We start from the raw sequence: 17,885 nt of genomic DNA, 5'->3' as shown, positions 1-17,885 counted from the left end.
ATTGATATAACTGATGGAGAACATAATAGTATATCCCGGCAATCCTTATCCGCTTGGTTCAACATGGGATGGGAAGGGCGTTAATTTCGCTATTTATGCTGACCATGCCACTGCAGTAGAACTTTGTCTTTTCAGGGAGGAAACTGATGAGCAGGAAACCCGAAAAATAAAATTAGCAGAACGTACCCACCATATCTGGCATGGGTATATTCCTGATCTTCAACCCGGACAGTTATATGGTTATCGTGTTCACGGACCTTTTGAGCCCGGGAAGGGATGCCGGTACAACGCAAACAAATTATTAATAGATCCTTATGCAAAGGCTATTGCAGGTCTGATAGGCTGGCATGATGCTGTTTTTGGATACATTATAGGCGATGAACGCGAAGATCTGAGCTTTAGCGAGCTGGATAGTGCGCCTTTTATGCCAAAGTCTGTAGTGATCGACCAGTCTTATGACTGGGAGGGAGATCTGCCGCTTGACATTCCATATCATCAATCGATTATTTATGAAACTCATGTAAAAGGTTTTACCAAACTGCATCCTGATATCCCTGAAGAGATCAGGGGTACCTATGCTGCGCTCGCCCATCCCGTTACTTTAAATTATTTACGGGAGCTGGGCATTACGGCTATTGAACTGATGCCTGTACATCAGTTTGTGAACGACAGGCACCTTGCAGAAAAAGGATTGACCAATTACTGGGGATACAATACCATTGGATTTTTTGCCCCTGATATCAGGTATGCCTCCAATTCTGAAAGAGGGGGACAGGTAAAGGAATTTAAAGATATGGTGAAAGCAATGCACAAAGCGGGTATAGAGGTTATTCTTGATGTAGTGTATAACCACACTGCTGAAGGGAACCACATGGGGCCCACGCTGTCATTTAAAGGAATTGATAATTCATCTTATTATCGCCTGACCGAAAATCAGCGTTATTATATGGATTATACCGGTACCGGAAATACCCTGAATGCTAACCTGCCAAATGTATTGCGGCTGTTCATGGATAGCCTGCGTTATTGGATCACAGACATGCATATTGATGGTTTCCGTTTTGATCTTGCCCCGGCATTGGCCAGGGAACTGCACAGTGTAAATAAGCTGAGTGCTTTTTTTGATATCATCCATCAGGACCCGCTGATTTCACAGGTAAAACTGATTGCTGAACCCTGGGATATTGGTGAGGGAGGTTACCAGGTGGGAAATTTTCCGCCTGAATGGGCAGAGTGGAATGGTAAGTACAGGGATTGCGTAAGGGATTACTGGAGGGGTGCCAATAGTATGCTGGGAGAGTTTGCCCAACGGTTTACGGGAAGTCCTGATTTGTATCAGGATGACATGCGAAGCCCTACTGCCAGCGTAAATTTTATTACCGCGCATGATGGTTTTACATTGCATGACCTCGTTACGTATAATGAAAAGCACAATGAGGCCAATGGAGAAAATAACCAGGATGGCGAGCAGCACAATAGCTCCTATAATTATGGCGTGGAAGGTGAAACGGACAGCCAGGAGATCAATGTAATGCGTGCCAGGCAGAAACGTAATCTGCTCACCACCTTGTTTCTTTCGCAGGGTGTACCCATGATGGTGGCTGGGGATGAGTTCGGCAGGACGCAAAATGGTAATAACAATGCTTACTGCCAGGACAATGAGATCTCGTGGCTCAATTGGCTCAACGCAGATAAAGAACTTTTTACTTTTACTCAGCAACTGATCCATTTACGGAAACGGCATCCGGTTTTCTGCAGGAGGCGCTGGTTTCAGGGCGTACCAATGAAAGGTATCGGGTTGGAAGATGTGGCCTGGTTCCTTCCGGAAGGTATGGAAATGGAAGAGCATAACTGGAATGAAGATTATGCCAAATCCCTTGCTATATATCTGAATGGGCAGGGATTGAGAAGCATTGGAGCTAAAGGGGAGAAAATTACTGATGATAATTTTTACCTGATGTTCAATGCGCATGATGAACCGATGGATTATAACCTGCCACATGAACGTTATGGTAAAGAGTGGCTAAAGGTGCTGGATACCGCTATACAAGACATTAATGAATCGCCTACTACTCACTATACAAGTGATACAATCAAAGTAGAAGGACGATCTATTATTTTATTAAAACATATTAGAAGTAATCAAGAATATGATAAACCGGTTAAAAAGAAACATAGGGGTAAATTTCAGGGATCCCCAAACCGCTGAAATTAGGTTTTGGGCGCCGGAAGCAAAGTGTGTTGAATTAAAATTAACCAATGCTTTGTATCCTCTTGAAAAGAAAGAGTTTGGATACTGGGAACTGGAGACTGACGTTTTAAAGCCCGGTAGCCGTTATAATTTTGTGATTAATGAAGACACAACAGTGCCTGATCCGGCAAGTTTGATACAGCCTGAAGGGGTACACGGTGTTTCGGAAGCTTTTAATGTAAATGCATTTGAATGGACGGATCAGTCCTGGAAAAATCCTGCTTTAGAGCACTATCTGCTTTACGAACTCCATACGGGTACTTTTACGCAGGAAGGAACTTTTAAAGGTATTATCGCTAGACTGGATTACCTGCTTGAACTGGGGATAACTGCCATAGAGATCATGCCGGTATCCCAGTTCCCCGGAGAGCGCAACTGGGGATATGACGGTGTTTTTCCTTTTGCCGTTCAATATTCTTACGGAGCGGCGGCCGGTTTGCAACAACTGGTTAATGCCTGTCACGAAAAAGGATTGGCAGTGATACTGGATGTGGTGTATAACCATGTTGGCCCGGAAGGCAATTATTTTGGTCTTTCAGGTCCCTATTTTACAGATAAATATCACACGCCATGGGGCAGTGCTATCAATTACGATGATGCCTGGTCTGATGGCGTGCGCGATTATTTTATTGAAAATGTACTGATGTGGTTCAGGGATTTCCATATTGATGCATTGCGTTTAGATGCAGTACATGCAATTAAGGATCTCGGGGTAAAACACCTGCTGCTGCAGATGAGGCAGGAAGTTGACCGCCTGATGGAAGTTACCAAACGCAGGCATTACCTGATTGTAGAGTCTGATCTGAATGATAATAAGTTCATCAATCCTGTAGCGGAGAAGGGTTATGGAATGGATGCACAGTGGATAGATGAGTTCCACCATGCACTGCGGGTGACTGCCGGTGAACCTGCGCAGGGGTACTATGCCGACTTTAAAGGCATCGAACATCTGGAGAAAGCCTACCGCGATGCTTATGTATATGACGGGATTTATTCTCCGCAGCGCTTAAGGACCTTTGGTGGTACAGCTGAAGGAAACCCCGGCAGGCAGTTTGTTGTTTTTTCGCAGAACCATGATCAGGTGGGCAACCGCATGCTGGGTGAGCGTACCAGTGAATTAGTGAGTTACGAAATGCAGAAGCTGATGGCAGGAGCGGTATTATGCAGCCCTTTTTTACCGATGCTGTTTATGGGGGAAGAGTGGGGCGAAACACATCCCTTTCAATTTTTTACCAGTCACGGTGATCCCGCATTAATTGAGGCTGTCCGCAAGGGCAGGAAGGAGGAGTTCAAAGATTTTCATACAGGAGAAGATGCGCCTGATCCGCAGTCGGAAGATACCTTTCTTAAATCCAAATTACAATGGGACCTGCAGCAGGAGGAAGGGCACAAACAATTGCTGGAGTTTTATAAAACGATGATTGCCTTAAGAAAACAGTATGCCTGTTTGAATAATACAAACCGGAATCAACTTATTGTATCTTCCAATGTCCTCACCAATTGTCTGACGTTAAGACGCTGGGAACAGGAAGTACAGGTGTTATGCCTGATGAATTTTTCTAACAAGATACAGGATGTGACCATTCCTGATGACAAACCTCACTGGAAAAAAATACTTGATTCTGCGGCTCCCCAGTGGAAAGGCCCCGTTGCTGCACCTTCATCTGTTGATGCGCTTCAAAGTTTACCGCTGCAGCCTCAATCAATTTTAATTTATACGAATAAATATGCTTAATCCACATTCCACCTATCGTATCCAATTCCATAAGGAATTTACTTTTAAAGATTTTGACCAGATCCTTCCTTATCTTGATCAGCTGGGTGTAAGCACTGTTTACGCTTCACCCATTTTGGAGGCCAGTCCGGGGAGCATGCATGGCTATGATACCGTAAACCCGCATCGCATTAACCCTGAAATTGGAACTTTGGAAGAACTGAGGGCGATTGCTGAAAAGATGGCTGGGCTGGGAATACGCTGGATTCAGGATATCGTTCCCAATCATATGGCCTTTCATCCCAATAATATCTGGTTGATGGATGTATTGGAAAAGGGTCAGGAATCGGCTTATGCCGGCTTCTTTGACATCAATTGGTCGGGCGATAAAAAACTGCCCCTGATGGTTCCCTTTTTAGGCAGTACTGTGGATGAAGCTGTTGAAAAGGGAGATTTAAAGCTCATTACAAAAGATGGAAAGATAAAACTTCAATATTTTGATAAGGAATGGCCGGTTAATGCCAGTATACAGAATGTAAATATGCCAGTACAGGACGCTATAGCTTTGCAGTATTACCGCCCCTGTCACTGGAAAGAAACCAATGAACGGATCAATTACAGGAGGTTTTTTACAGTAAACAGCCTGATTTGTCTTAACATACAGCATGAAGAAACTTTTAAGGTCTATCATCAGCTGATCAAAACACTGCTGGATGAAGATGTTTTCCAGGGATTACGTGTAGACCATATCGACGGCCTGTATGATCCGGAGACTTATCTGGACAGGCTACGCCAGCTGGCAGGAGAGGATACTTACATCGTTGTAGAGAAGATCCTGGAAAAAGGAGAAGAACTACCTGCGGTATGGCCTATTCAGGGAACTACGGGTTATGATTTCCTGGCCCAGGTGAACAATTTGTTTACCCATGAGGAAGCCCGGAAAGATTTTACCGAATATTACGAGGAGTTGATTGGTGATACAAGAGGAGTAGCTGAGCAGGTTTTAGAAAAAAAAGCCGGTATTTTGAGCGGCTATATGGTTGGTGAGCTGGATAACTTATACGCGCTTTTTATGGGTTTGCATCTCGCAGATCAGGAAGAGCTGGCTGCACTGAAACATGGCAGCCTGAAGGAAGCCATAGGACAGGTACTGATCTGCTGTCCTGTTTACCGTTTTTATGGAGAACAGCTGCCTTTATCCGGAGATGATCATAAAGGATTGAAAAAACTGCTGAATGAAGTGGCTGAGCAAAAATCGTTAAAAGATGCCGCTGCGCTATTGTATAAAGTATTGCTGGAGCAGCCTAAACAGGGGGATGAAGAGTATAACAGCAGAGCTACCGTGTTTTACCTGCGGCTGATGCAGTTTAGCGGCCCGCTGATGGCTAAGGGAGTAGAAGATACGCTGATGTATACCTATAACCGTTTCATTGGGCATAACGAAGTAGGAGACGCCCCTGATGCCTTCGGAGAAGGAAGTAAAACTTTTCATGAACAGATGAAATTAAGGCAGGAAAGCTGGCCTTTAAGTTTGAACGGTACCTCTACCCACGATACAAAAAGGGGGGAAGACGTCCGGGCGCGACTAAATGTTTTGACGGATATTTCTAAAGAATGGCTCGCGAAGGTAAAAGAGTGGCGGTTGATTAATTCCATTTTATCATCGGGTATAGACCCTAATGATGAGTATTTCATTTATCAGACATTAATTGGTAGTTATCCTATGCCAGGGATGGCTGAAGATAATTATCCGGCGCGTCTGCAGGCTTACCTGCAGAAAGCCCTCAGAGAGGCTAAAGTAAATTCAGATTGGGCAGAACCTAATTTGGAATACGAGGAAATGATAATGGATTTTATCGGGGGAATACTGGATCGAAAAGGTGATTTTTGGTCGAGCTTTAGCCCCTTTCATCAAAAAGTAGCTGACTTTGGGATTTTAAATTCACTGAGTCAGCTGTTATTAAAGTTTACCTGTCCGGGTATTCCAGATACCTATCAGGGTACGGAACTCTGGGATCTTAACCTGGTAGATCCGGATAACCGCAGGCCTGTGGATTATCAGCAGCGTAAAGCATTTTTAGAGGAAATTAAGGACCATTTTCCTGATGGAGAGGAGTTGTGGGAAGGACGATACAATGGAAAAATTAAACTCAACCTGCTGGAAGCATTACTGAGTGATAAAGCCGTGGCAGAATGCCAAAATGGTGAATACATTCCTTTAACCATTAAGGGTAAACATGCAGGTCATCTGCTGGCTTTTGCAAGAAAAAATGGAAAACAATGGATGATCACTGTAATTCCATTACACCTGGCCGGTCTGGTAAATGAAAAACATCCTGATTTTACGTTGCTGAACTGGGAAGAAACTTTTATCGTACTGCCATTTGAAGGATCGTATCAGCTGGGTAACCCTTTAAGAGGAACGATGAATATTGGGAATGAGAAAAAATTAATAGCAGGGAGTTTATTTGATCATCTGCCGCTGGCTTTCCTGGTGATAGAACAGTTAGACCAGCCACGAGCTGCAGGTGTTTTAATGCACATTACTTCATTGCCTTCTCCTTATGGAATTGGCGACCTGGGGATAGAGGCAAGAAATTTTGCCGATTTTTTATCTGCCTCAGGTCAGAAATACTGGCAGCTGCTCCCTTTAAACCCTATTGGAGCTGACCAGGCATTTTCTCCTTATAGTTCTATATCTGCGATGGCAGGAAATGTGCTGCTGATTAGTCCGGATGAGCTGGTAGATGCCGGCTGGCTGAAAGCACATGAGGTGAGAAAATCCTATCTTCCTGTTAAGGATCGTTTGGATTATGAAAAGGCCGAAACGTTGAAAAACAAGCTTTTCTCATTGGCTTACGACAGGTTTATGAAAGAATCCGGAGATCGCGCTGAAGATTTTAGCCGGTTTTGCGTAAAAGAAGCAGACTGGTTAGATGATTTTGCACTTTTTGTGGTGCTGAAAGGCGAGCAGGGAGGTGATCCATGGTACAATTGGGATCTTCCTTACCGGAACCGCGAGCTGCAGGCATTACAGGAGTTTGCCGTTTTGCATAAAGACGAATTGAGGTTTGTGAAATGGAAACAGTTTATTTTTTTTAAACAATGGGCAAAACTGAGAAACTATGCTGCTGCACAGGAGATTAGGTTTTATGGCGACTTACCTTTCTATATCAGTTACGATTCCGCAGATGTTTGGTCTAACAGGGATTTGTTTAGTCTGGATGCAGAAGGACGCCTGACTGGAGTAGCAGGTGTACCCCCTGATTATTTTAGTGCTGAAGGTCAGCTGTGGGGTATGCCGGTTTATTGCTGGGATAAACTGAAAGAAGAGGGATATGCATGGTGGCTGAACAGGATACGTAAAAACATGGAAATGTATGATTTACTGCGGCTGGATCACTTCAGGGCTTTTGCTGATTACTGGGAGGTGCCTGCTGGAGAAAAAACGGCGGTTAACGGAACCTGGAAAGATGGTCCCGGAGCTGATTTCTTCAAAACACTGCAGGAAGAGTTCCCCGGTCTGCCTTTTATTGCAGAGGACCTTGGTAAGATCAGTGAAGCTGTTTATCAGCTCAGGGATCAGTTTAAACTAGCAGGAATGAAGGTTCTTCAGTTTGCTTTTGGCGATGATATCGGCAGTTCAGATTATATTCCCCATAATTTCAAAACAGATAATTTTGTGGTTTATACCGGGACGCATGATAATGATACCAGTATTGGCTGGTATGAAAAAGAAACAAAAAAAGTGGAGCGGAAAAACCTGAAGGCCTATGTTGGTAAAACAGTAAAGAAAAAAAACGTTCACCTGGTATTGGCTAGACTCGCCTATGCCTCTGTAGCGCGGATTGTTATTTTGCCCATACAGGATGTGCTGGGCCTGGGCGGACAGGCAAGAATGAACGAACCAGGGTCATCAAAAGGAAACTGGACATGGAGAATGAAGGAACAGCCCGGCAAGTCTATTGAAAAAGAATTGAGAGCAATGGTAAAGTTATATGGTAGGATTTAATATAATAGTATTATGAGTAAAGATAAAGCAACAATTGTTACAGAATTGGTTAACTTGATTGGTCACGGTAGTGCACATGCTTCATTTGAAGATACGGTTAAAGGAGTTCCCATGGATCTCCTGACAAAGATTCCTGAAAATTTACCTTATAGTATCTGGCAGCTGACAGAGCATATCCGCATTACACAGTGGGATATGCTGGAGTTTTGTAAAGGCCCAGGCCATCAGTCGCCGAAGTGGCCTGATGAATACTGGCCTTCGGCCGATGAAAAAGTTGACCAGAAGAAATGGGAATCTACTTTAGCCGCTGTCAGGGCAGACAGGGAAGAGTTTATTGGTTTGTTAAAAGATGAGAAAAACGATCTGTTTGCCGAATTTCCTTATGGTGATGGCCAATCCCTTCTACATGAAGCTTTGCAGCTTGCTGATCATACTTCCTATCATTTGGGAGAAATTATCGTGGTACGCAGGTTACTGAAGAACTGGAAATCTTAATTTATTAGGGGTAATTTCGTTAAAAATAAATCATTGATTATAAGATGATTATGTTTTTTAACATTTTTCGATAGTGTGCTGGATTTAAGCGGTATTCCTTTTAGTAAGGATTGGTAAAGAGGGTAGCTAAAACGGTTTAAATGCGTTTTAGCTACCCTCTTTGATGAAATTATAAATTGTATTTTAATGAAATTATTGTTTTTTAAAGCTTACAAATGTCATCCTGATAATTAATAAGGGTCGTTTGTCTCCTGTAAATTAATACTGTAATTGACTAACTTTACATTTTTATACCAAGTAAAATGTGTGGAATAGTAGGATATATAGGGCATAGAGAAGCCTGGCCAATTGTATTAAAGGGCTTAAAAAGATTAGAATACCGCGGATATGACAGTGCAGGTATTGCATTGATTAACGGTGGCGGGTTAAATATTTATAAAAAAGCGGGTAAGGTCCAGGAACTGGAAGCGTTTAGCGCTGGGAAAGATCTGAGCGGGACGATCGGAATGGGCCATACAAGATGGGCTACCCACGGAGAGCCGTCTGACAGAAACTCACATCCGCATACCTCAAATGATGGTAAACTGACCATCATTCATAATGGGATCATTGAAAATTATGCTACGCTGAAAGAAGAATTGCTGTCAAGAGGACACGTTTTTAACAGTGATACGGATACTGAAGTGCTGATCCATCTGGTGGAAGAGATCTATAAAAAAGAAAATGTAGATCTTCTGGAAGCCGTGAGATTGGCCCTGCATCAGGTAAACGGTGCTTATGCCATTGTGATCATGGACGAAGACCAGCCGGAACAACTGATCGCCGCCAGAAAAGGAAGTCCGATGGTAATTGGCGTAGGTACAGGGGAGTATTTTATTGCTTCTGATGCAACCCCGATCATTGAATACACCAAGAATGTAATTTATTTGAATGACAATGAAATTGCCCTGGTTAAACGTGATAACCTCCTGATCAAACGGTTGGATAACGTGGTACAGACACCTTATATTCAAGAGCTCGAGCTGAAACTGGAGATGCTGGAAAAAGGCGGTTATGAGCATTTCATGTTAAAGGAGATATTTGAGCAAACGCGGTCTATCAGGGATTGTTTACGCGGACGGATTTATCCAAATGAAGGAAGGGTTCAGCTAGGCGGAATTAAGGAATATGCAGATAAACTCAAAAATATAGATCGTATCATCATTGTGGCCTGTGGTACTTCATGGCATGCCGGTTTGGTAGGTGAATATTTAATTGAAGAATATGCAAGGATCCCGGTTGAGGTAGAGTATGCTTCAGAGTTCCGCTACAGAAATCCGATCATCACCGAAAAAGATGTAGTGATTGCCATCTCACAGTCGGGAGAAACTGCCGATACGATGGCTGCCATAGAAATGGCTAAGGAAAAGGGTGCAACTATTTTTGGCGTATGTAATGTTGTTGGGGCTTCTATTCCAAGGCTTACCGATGCAGGTGTTTATACACATGCCGGACCTGAAATAGGAGTAGCTTCCACTAAGGCATTTACTGCACAGGTTACGGTACTAACCTTAATGGCTTTTTATATGGCCCAGCAAAAGGGAACCTTAACACAGGCAAAACTAGTGGAGTTACTAACTGAGCTGGATTGTATTCCTGAGAAGATCCAGGTAGCCCTGGAGTCCAATGACCTGATCAAGGAAATTGCGCATAAATTTAAAGATTCAAGAAATTGCCTGTTTTTGGGCAGAGGAAGCGGTTTTCCGGTAGCTCTGGAAGGTGCACTGAAATTGAAAGAAATATCTTATATCCATGCAGAGGGTTATCCTGCAGCGGAAATGAAACATGGCCCGATTGCCCTTATTGATGAGGAAATGCCGGTTGTAGTGATTGCCACTAAAAATTCTTCTTATGAAAAGGTGATTAGCAATATTCAGGAGGTAAAGGCAAGAAAAGGGATTGTTCTGGCTATTGTAACCGAGGGTGATACTGAAGTGCGTCGTATGGTTGATTACTGTATTGAAATACCTGATGCAAGTGAAGCATTTCTGCCTTTACTGGCTACTATTCCTTTACAGTTATTGTCTTATCATATTGCGTTGCTGAGAGGCTGTAATGTAGATCAGCCAAGAAATCTGGCAAAGTCAGTCACAGTAGAGTAAGGGGGGGATTTTTCTGGAGTTTAACAGAAAGGGGTGTATTTTCAAGGCTGCTAATTGCTGAGACGCAATTAAAGGCCTTGAAAATATACCCCTTTCTGTTTTACACGAAATATCCATTGGGGAATCCGGAAGGAAAGGCCTGTGTTTTCAAAGTCACTGATTGCTGAAACGCAATTAAAGACGTTAAAATAGACCCTTTTTGGTTTACACGAATATTCGCTGGGAGATCCGGAGAAAGGATGGTCAAATAAAGAATATCTCAGTTAGAAAATAAGCAAGGCAAGAGAAAGGTATACATCCTGCAATGGATGATCTCAAAAAAAAGGACTATGCTGTATGACGGCCTAGGGTCTTGCAAGCGTAGCGCCGCAATATCCAGCCGGAATACAGTATAGTCCTTTTTAGGCGAAGCATGGAGTAACCCCTAGGCTCTATATGTTAAGAAGCAATGGTAGACGTAGTTCTTGTTATAGCAATCTTCCTTATGGTTTCAACGATTGAATTTTTATCATATCCGCAAATTGCCCATAACTCAGCCTGTTCACCGTGTTCTACCACTTCATCAGGCATTCCCAGGCGAATAACATGTGCCTGATAGTTATGATCGGCCATAAATTCAAGCACTGCTGATCCCATTCCGCCCTGAAGGCATCCATCTTCAACAGTGACTACTTTTTTATAGCGGGTAAATACATCATGCAGTAATGCTTCATCCAAAGGTTTAACAAAGCGCATATCATAATGTGCCGGGTGAATACCTTCACTGTTCAATTCCTTACAGGCTTCCACTGCAAAATTACCTACATGTCCGATGGTTAGGATAGCAACATCTTCACCGTCACAGATTTTTCTTCCCTTACCGATCTCAATGGCTTTGAATGGACGTTTCCAGTCTGTCATTACTCCGTTTCCTCTTGGATAACGAATAGAGAAAGGTCCACTGTTTTCAAGCTGTGCAGTGTACATGAGGTTTCTCAGTTCTTCCTCGTTCATAGGTGAGGCAACGGTCATGTTGGGGATGCAGCGCATAAAAGCCAGGTCATAGGCACCGTGATGCGTAGCACCATCTGCTCCGGCAACACCTGCACGGTCCAGACAGAAAACAACATTTAAGTTTTGTATCGCTACATCATGGATCACCTGATCATAAGCCCGCTGCATAAAGCTGGAATAGATATTGCAAAAAGGCACGAGTCCCTGTGTGGCCAGTCCGGCAGAAAAAGTTACGGCATGCTGCTCTGCAATACCCACGTCAAAGGCACGGGTAGGCATAGCTTTCATCATGATGTTCATAGAAGATCCTGATGGCATTGCCGGCGTAATACCAACAATTTTTTTATTTGCTTCTGCGAGTTCTACCAGGGTATGCCCAAAAACATCCTGATATTTTGGCGGCTGCGGTTTGTCCGAAACAGATTTTTTAATCTCTCCGGTTATTTTATCAAAAAGTCCCGGGGCATGCCATTTGGTCTGATCTTTCTCAGCCAGGGCAAATCCCTTTCCTTTCACCGTTATACAGTGTAAAAGTTTGGGTCCTGGAATATCTTTCAGGTCTTTCAGTATAGAAGCCAGTTTTTTTACATCGTGGCCATCCACGGGTCCGAAATACCTGAAATTTAAAGCTTCGAACAAATTGCTTTGTTTAAGCAGGGTACCTTTAATGCTTTTTTCAATCTTCTTTACAACCTTATGGGCATCAGGACCAAGGCTTGAAAGTTTAAGCAGTACACTGGATATATCATCCCTAAAGCGGTTATAAGATTTAGAGATGGTAATACTGGTTAAATACTCTTTTAAAGCACCAACATTTGGGTCAATCGACATGCAATTGTCGTTAAGGATAACCAGCAGGTTTGAATTTTCAATTCCGGCGTGGTTAAGGCCTTCAAATGCGAGCCCGGCGGTCATTGCGCCGTCACCGATCACGGCAACGTGCTGGCGGTCTTTCTCACCCTTATAATGTGAGGCTACGGCCATACCCAGTGCGGCAGAAATAGAAGTTGAAGAGTGACCTACGCCAAAAGTATCATATTCGCTTTCACTGATCTTAGGAAAGCCGCTGATACCATGAAGAACGCGGTTGGTATGAAAAACGGATTTTCTTCCCGTTAGGATTTTGTGGCCATAAGCCTGATGACCAACATCCCATACCAGCTTATCATAAGGGGTGTTAAGTACATAATGCAAAGCTACAGTAAGCTCAACAACACCCAGGCTGGCGCCAAAATGGCCGCCATTAACACTCACTACGTCAATAATATACTGACGTAATTCCTGACTGATCTGCTCCAGGTCATCTTCTTTATACTGCTTTAAATCGGCAGGGTAATTTATGTTCGGTAGTAATGGAGAGGTAAAGTTTTCCATGCATTTTTAAGTAGACAACAATATACAAAGTACGTGATTTTTGTTAAGATAAGTGCAAACTATTAGTCATTAGCTGTATAGTTATATCATCTAATTATTAGATGATATATTTAGTGTCTTCAATTCAATAGGAAAATCATTATTTTTACGGAAATTTTAATTGATAAATGAAAAGAGATACTGTAATTTTTGATTTGATTGACAGGGAATTAGACCGTCAGGAAAATGGCCTTGAGCTGATTGCTTCAGAGAATTTTGTAAGCAAACAGGTAATGGAAGCTGCGGGCTCCGTGTTAACCAACAAATATGCTGAAGGTTTACCGGGCAAACGTTATTATGGAGGTTGTCAGGTAGTCGATGAGGTAGAGACTATCGCAATAGAGCGTGCAAAGGAATTGTTTGGTGCTGCATGGGTAAATGTTCAGCCACATTCAGGAGCGCAGGCCAATGCTGCAGTAATGCTCGCCGTAATTCATCCGGGCGATAAAATCCTGGGTTTTGACCTGTCGCATGGCGGACACTTAACACACGGTTCTCCTGTTAACTTTTCAGGGAAATTATATCAGCCTCTTTTTTATGGCGTTAAAAAAGAAGATGGACTTATCGATTATGCTAAACTGGAAGAAATCGCTTTAGCTGAACGTCCAAAATTGATTATCTGCGGTGCATCTGCTTATTCCAGAGAATGGGATTATGCTTTTATCCGCAGTGTAGCTGATAAAATCGGCGCTCTTGTTTTAGCAGATATTTCCCACCCTGCAGGAATGATTGCAAGAGGATTGTTGGCAAATCCGCTTCCTCATTGTCATATCGTTACCACTACTACCCACAAAACACTGCGCGGACCACGCGGAGGAATGATTATGATGGGGAAAGATTTTGAAAATCCATTTGGCTTAAAAACGCCTAAAGGTGAAACCAGAATGATGTCATCCGTGTTGGATATGGCTGTTTTTCCGGGAACACAGGGTGGTCCGTTAGAACATATTATTGCCGCAAAAGCAATTGCATTCGGGGAAGCATTAAGTGATGAGTACCTGGTTTATATTAAACAGGTGCAGGCCAATGCACAGGCAATGGCAAAAGCTTTAGTGGCAAGGGGTTACAGCCTTATTTCTGGTGGTACCGACAACCATCTGATGCTGATTGATCTTCGGAATAAAAATATTACAGGAAAGTTAGCAGAACATGCGCTGGAAAAAGCGGATATTACCGTGAATAAAAATATGGTTCCGTTTGATGATAAATCTCCTTTTGTAACTTCAGGTATCCGCGTAGGAACTGCAGCCATTACATCAAGAGGATTAAAAGAAGCAGATATGGAAACCATCGTAGCGTTGATTGATAAGGTAATAGCTAATCCTGAAGATGAAGCTAATTTAAGTGAAGTAAGAAAAGAAGTGACGGATTTGGTAGGCCGTTTCCCGCTATATAAATAACAAATTAGGGATAAAAATTATATGCCAGCAGGTTCAGCAATTGTATCACTTATTGAGCAGGAAAGATTATGCGCTTTATATGCCTATAATATTCTGGATACACCTGTAGAGCAAAGTTTCGATAACCTGGCAACACTGGCCAAACAAATATTTAATGTACCCATTGCCTGTATTTCCCTCATTGATAAAGACAGGCAATGGTTTAAATCCTCCATCGGTTTTGATGTAAAGGAGATTCCCCGGGAAATTTCTTTCTGTGAGTATACAATCCTGGAAAATTCAGTTTTTGAAATTCCTGATACACATCTTGACGAGCGTTTTGCCAAAAACCCTGTGGTGATTGGCGAACCTTATCTTCGTTATTATGCCGGTGTGCCCTTAATTGATGGAGAAGGCTTTGTACTGGGCAGCCTTTGTATCTTTGACAGACGCCCTAATGAATTATCTTCTGCTCAGAAGGATATCCTGTATAACTTGGCAAAGGAAGTAATGATACACCTGGCTTTAAAGAAAAAAGATCAGGAATTGGTATATAATGCTGCCCGTTTCCAGGAGCTGCTCAACGTAGAACGCGAATTAACAAAATTATCCTTCGTTGCCAGTAAGGTGAATAATGCCGTGGTCATTAACGACGCCGACAATCTGGTGAACTGGGTGAACCCTGCATTTGAGAAAATTACAGGTTTTACCCTGGATGATGTAAAGGGTAAACGTCTCGGCGACATGATCATCGGGCCGAAAACAGATCTGGAACTCATTGAAGAAGTAAGGCGGTTAACAGCTAAGCGGCAGTCTTTTACAATTGATATGGTGGCCTACACGAAAGATAAAAGGGAAATCTGGATTTCCGTTTATAATACCGTGGTACTGGATGACAAAGGTAATGTAGATGCAGAGGTTGAAATCATTATTGATATTACAGATAAAAAAAGAGCGGAAGAAGAATTACAGATCCTATCCCTGGTAGCCAGTAAGACCAATACAGGCGTGAATATCCAGGACAAAGAAGGAATTACTACCTGGGTTAACCATTCTCTGGAGCGGTTAACAGGTTATTCCCTTCCGGAATTGCGCGGGCATCAGCTGGGGAATATCCTGTCGGGAAATTTCCATGATCAGGAACTGATCATCACCTCCAGGGACAAAAGCAGAAATAACCAGTCATATACCATTGAAGTGCTGGCAGAGAAAAAGGATGGGCAACCCATCTGGCTTTCTGTGTCCAACACGCCAATCTTAAACAGTAAAGGCAAAGTTGAGCGGCAGATAGACCTTATCTCAGACATTACACAGCGTAAACAGGTGGAAAAGGAGATGATTGAGGCGAAAGAACAGGCTTTAAAATTAAGCCAGGCCAAAGAAATGTTCCTTTCGGTAATGAGCCATGAAATCCGTACGCCTTTAAACGCGGTAATCGGAATGACCCATTTATTGCTGGATAACGACCCTAAGATCTCTCAGATCGATGACTTAAATATCCTAAAATTCTCTGGTGAAAACCTGCTGCACATCATCAACGATATTTTGGATTTCACCAAAATGGAAACTGGTAAGATGCAACTGGAGATCTTTCCCTTCAGCCTGAAAACTTTAGCCAATGATATCATCAATTCATTGCAGGTAAATGTCAAGAAAAATGGCAATACGCTTAACCTGGTCTTTGATCCTGCTATACCGGCACAGCTTTCGGGTGATAAAAATAGGCTATATCAGATCCTGATGAACTTTCTTGGGAATGCTATCAAATTTACTGATAACGGGTTGGTTAGCCTAAAAATCGCCCTGCTGAAGCAAGATGATACAGAATCGGTGATCAGGTTTCAGATTGAGGATAATGGTATTGGCATACCTGAAGATAAGCAGGGCTATATTTTTGAAACCTTTACCCAGGCAAAGACCGATATTTCAAGAAAGTACGGGGGTACGGGACTGGGATTGGCCATTACGAAAAAGCTGCTTAACATGTTCAATTCTGAGATTACGGTAAACAGCATAGAAGGAGAGGGGACCACTTTTTCTTTTGATGTAGTGTTTGCTCAGGCAACTGAACCTTCTGTTGCTTTGGGTAAGGATACTGAGATGAGTGTTTTTATTGGAAAACGGATACTGGTAGTTGATGATAACGAGATCAATATCCTGATTGCCAAACGCATTTTAAGCAAATGGGGATTGGATATAGATTCTGCATCGAATGGTTATGAGGCCATAGATAAAATTATGGCCGAACGTTATGACCTGGTTTTTATGGATATAAAAATGCCGGGTATTGATGGCTTTGAGACTACTGGTATTGTGAGGGATATTAACGACCCTTATTACAAAAATGTGCCTATTATTGCGCTTACGGCGTCGACGTTAAAAAATGACCATTTTAAATTCATGGAATGCGGGATGAATGGTCATGTCTTAAAACCATTTAATCCTGAGGAAATCAAGAAACTGCTTTCAGACTTTCTGTCTGTTAAACCGAATAAATAAAAACGGGCTAAAAGAAAAAGGCCAGGATTCAATTAAGAATCCCAGCCTTCTAAATTAACGCTCTCGGTAATATAAACGAACGACCGTTCGATTTGTTTTAAAATTCGTTTGTTTATATAAACTTTAATGGTTTTTTAATTTGAGTGCTGCAATTGGTGCAAGACGCATTTGATAGATAAAGATAAAGGGCCGATATTTTTATGGAAAAATATCGACCCTTATCATCTAAATTAACGCTCTCGAATATATAAACGAGGATATTTAACGAATGTTATGCCTGCACTATTTTTTATTCTGCAAAGGCCAGGGCTACGATACTGAGTTTAGCTACCCCGGCATCTAATAATACCTGTGCGCAGGCTTCAAGCGTTGCTCCGGTAGTAATCACATCATCCACCAGTAAAACATGTTTGTTCGATAAACTGGCCGGATCGGTAACACTAAATACGGCTTTCATATTTTCAAAACGGCTATACCTGTTTTTCTTTGTTTGTGTGCTGGTTGCTTTATTTCGGACCAGCAGGCTGGCAGGAACAGGGAGCCGGAGTTTATCTGCTACCCCCAATGCAATTTGTAATGCCTGGTTATAACCGCGGCTTCTTTCTTTTCTGGGGTGGAGCGGAACAGGGATGATCAGGTCGGCCTGCAGATAAAGATCTGACTGTGCTAATTTTTCACCCAGCAGGCTACCCAAAACAAAACCCAGCTTTATCTGGTCATTATATTTTAAGCGGTGGATGAGGTTTTGTACCCTTGATCCCTTTCGGAAATAAAGCATGGCCATAGCTGCGTGGCAGGCTATTCTGCCCCAAAAGAGTTTGGCTACTGCATTGTCGGCATAGAGGTGGAAATCCGTATAAGGCAGATCATGCAGGCATTTAGTGCAGATCTGCTCTTCCCCATGGAAAAGCTGTGTACCGCAGGCATTGCAGAGGTCGGGAAATAAGAGACTGATAAAGTCGCCGAAATATTGTTTGAACAGTAGCAT

Annotated in this window: 9 protein-coding genes; 7 read left to right on the top strand and 2 right to left on the bottom strand. The window is 42.6% G+C overall.

The window, feature by feature from the left end:
* Window positions 1–13 precede the first annotated feature (13 nt).
* The 5 genes from glgX to glmS all read left to right on the top strand — a co-directional run bounded on the left by glgX (window position 14) and on the right by glmS (window position 10,613).
* Window positions 14–2,209 carry a glycogen debranching protein GlgX gene (gene glgX / locus GSQ84_RS16900; protein WP_158798445.1) on the top strand — a complete coding sequence of 732 codons (2,196 nt, stop codon included), beginning with the start codon at window positions 14–16 and terminating at the stop codon, window positions 2,207–2,209.
* Window positions 2,151–3,986 (top strand): malto-oligosyltrehalose trehalohydrolase, encoded by a 1,836-nt coding sequence (gene treZ / locus GSQ84_RS16895; protein WP_158798444.1) that lies wholly within the window; start codon window positions 2,151–2,153, stop codon window positions 3,984–3,986. Before glgX ends, treZ begins: the two co-directional genes overlap by 59 nt.
* Window positions 3,979–7,977 (top strand): malto-oligosyltrehalose synthase, encoded by a 3,999-nt coding sequence (gene treY / locus GSQ84_RS16890; protein ID WP_158798443.1) that lies wholly within the window; start codon window positions 3,979–3,981, stop codon window positions 7,975–7,977. Before treZ ends, treY begins: the two co-directional genes overlap by 8 nt.
* A gap of 12 nt (window positions 7,978–7,989) precedes the next feature.
* Complete coding sequence (locus GSQ84_RS16885) at window positions 7,990–8,472, top strand: DinB family protein (protein ID WP_158798442.1); 483 nt, start codon at window positions 7,990–7,992, stop codon at window positions 8,470–8,472.
* Window positions 8,473–8,774: 302 nt separating this feature from the next.
* Window positions 8,775–10,613, top strand: coding sequence for a glutamine--fructose-6-phosphate transaminase (isomerizing) (glmS, locus tag GSQ84_RS16880; protein WP_158798441.1), 1,839 nt, complete (start codon window positions 8,775–8,777; stop codon window positions 10,611–10,613).
* Window positions 10,614–11,051: 438 nt separating this feature from the next.
* On the opposite strand, the gene dxs is transcribed toward glmS, so the two are convergent.
* Window positions 11,052–12,980, bottom strand: coding sequence for a 1-deoxy-D-xylulose-5-phosphate synthase (gene dxs / locus GSQ84_RS16875; protein ID WP_158798440.1), 1,929 nt, complete (start codon window positions 12,978–12,980; stop codon window positions 11,052–11,054).
* A gap of 167 nt (window positions 12,981–13,147) precedes the next feature.
* Here dxs and glyA point away from each other — a divergent pair, with 167 nt between their 5' ends.
* Together glyA and GSQ84_RS16865 are read left to right on the top strand one after the other, a co-directional pair.
* Window positions 13,148–14,419 carry a serine hydroxymethyltransferase gene (glyA, locus tag GSQ84_RS16870; protein WP_158798439.1) on the top strand — a complete coding sequence of 424 codons (1,272 nt, stop codon included), beginning with the start codon at window positions 13,148–13,150 and terminating at the stop codon, window positions 14,417–14,419.
* Window positions 14,420–14,440: 21 nt separating this feature from the next.
* Window positions 14,441–16,897 carry a PAS domain S-box protein gene (locus GSQ84_RS16865; RefSeq protein ID WP_158798438.1) on the top strand — a complete coding sequence of 819 codons (2,457 nt, stop codon included), beginning with the start codon at window positions 14,441–14,443 and terminating at the stop codon, window positions 16,895–16,897.
* A gap of 289 nt (window positions 16,898–17,186) precedes the next feature.
* Here the strand turns inward: GSQ84_RS16865 and GSQ84_RS16860 are convergent, their stop codons facing one another.
* A complete protein-coding gene (locus tag GSQ84_RS16860) occupies window positions 17,187–17,885 on the bottom strand; it encodes a ComF family protein (protein WP_158798437.1) in 699 nt (232 codons plus the stop codon).

The sequence above is a fragment of the Pedobacter sp. L105 genome, from assembly GCF_009765875.1.
Lineage (GTDB): Bacteria > Bacteroidota > Bacteroidia > Sphingobacteriales > Sphingobacteriaceae > Pedobacter.
The sequence above is the reverse complement of the archived record's forward strand: the minus strand, read 5'-3'. Positions and strand labels throughout refer to the sequence as shown.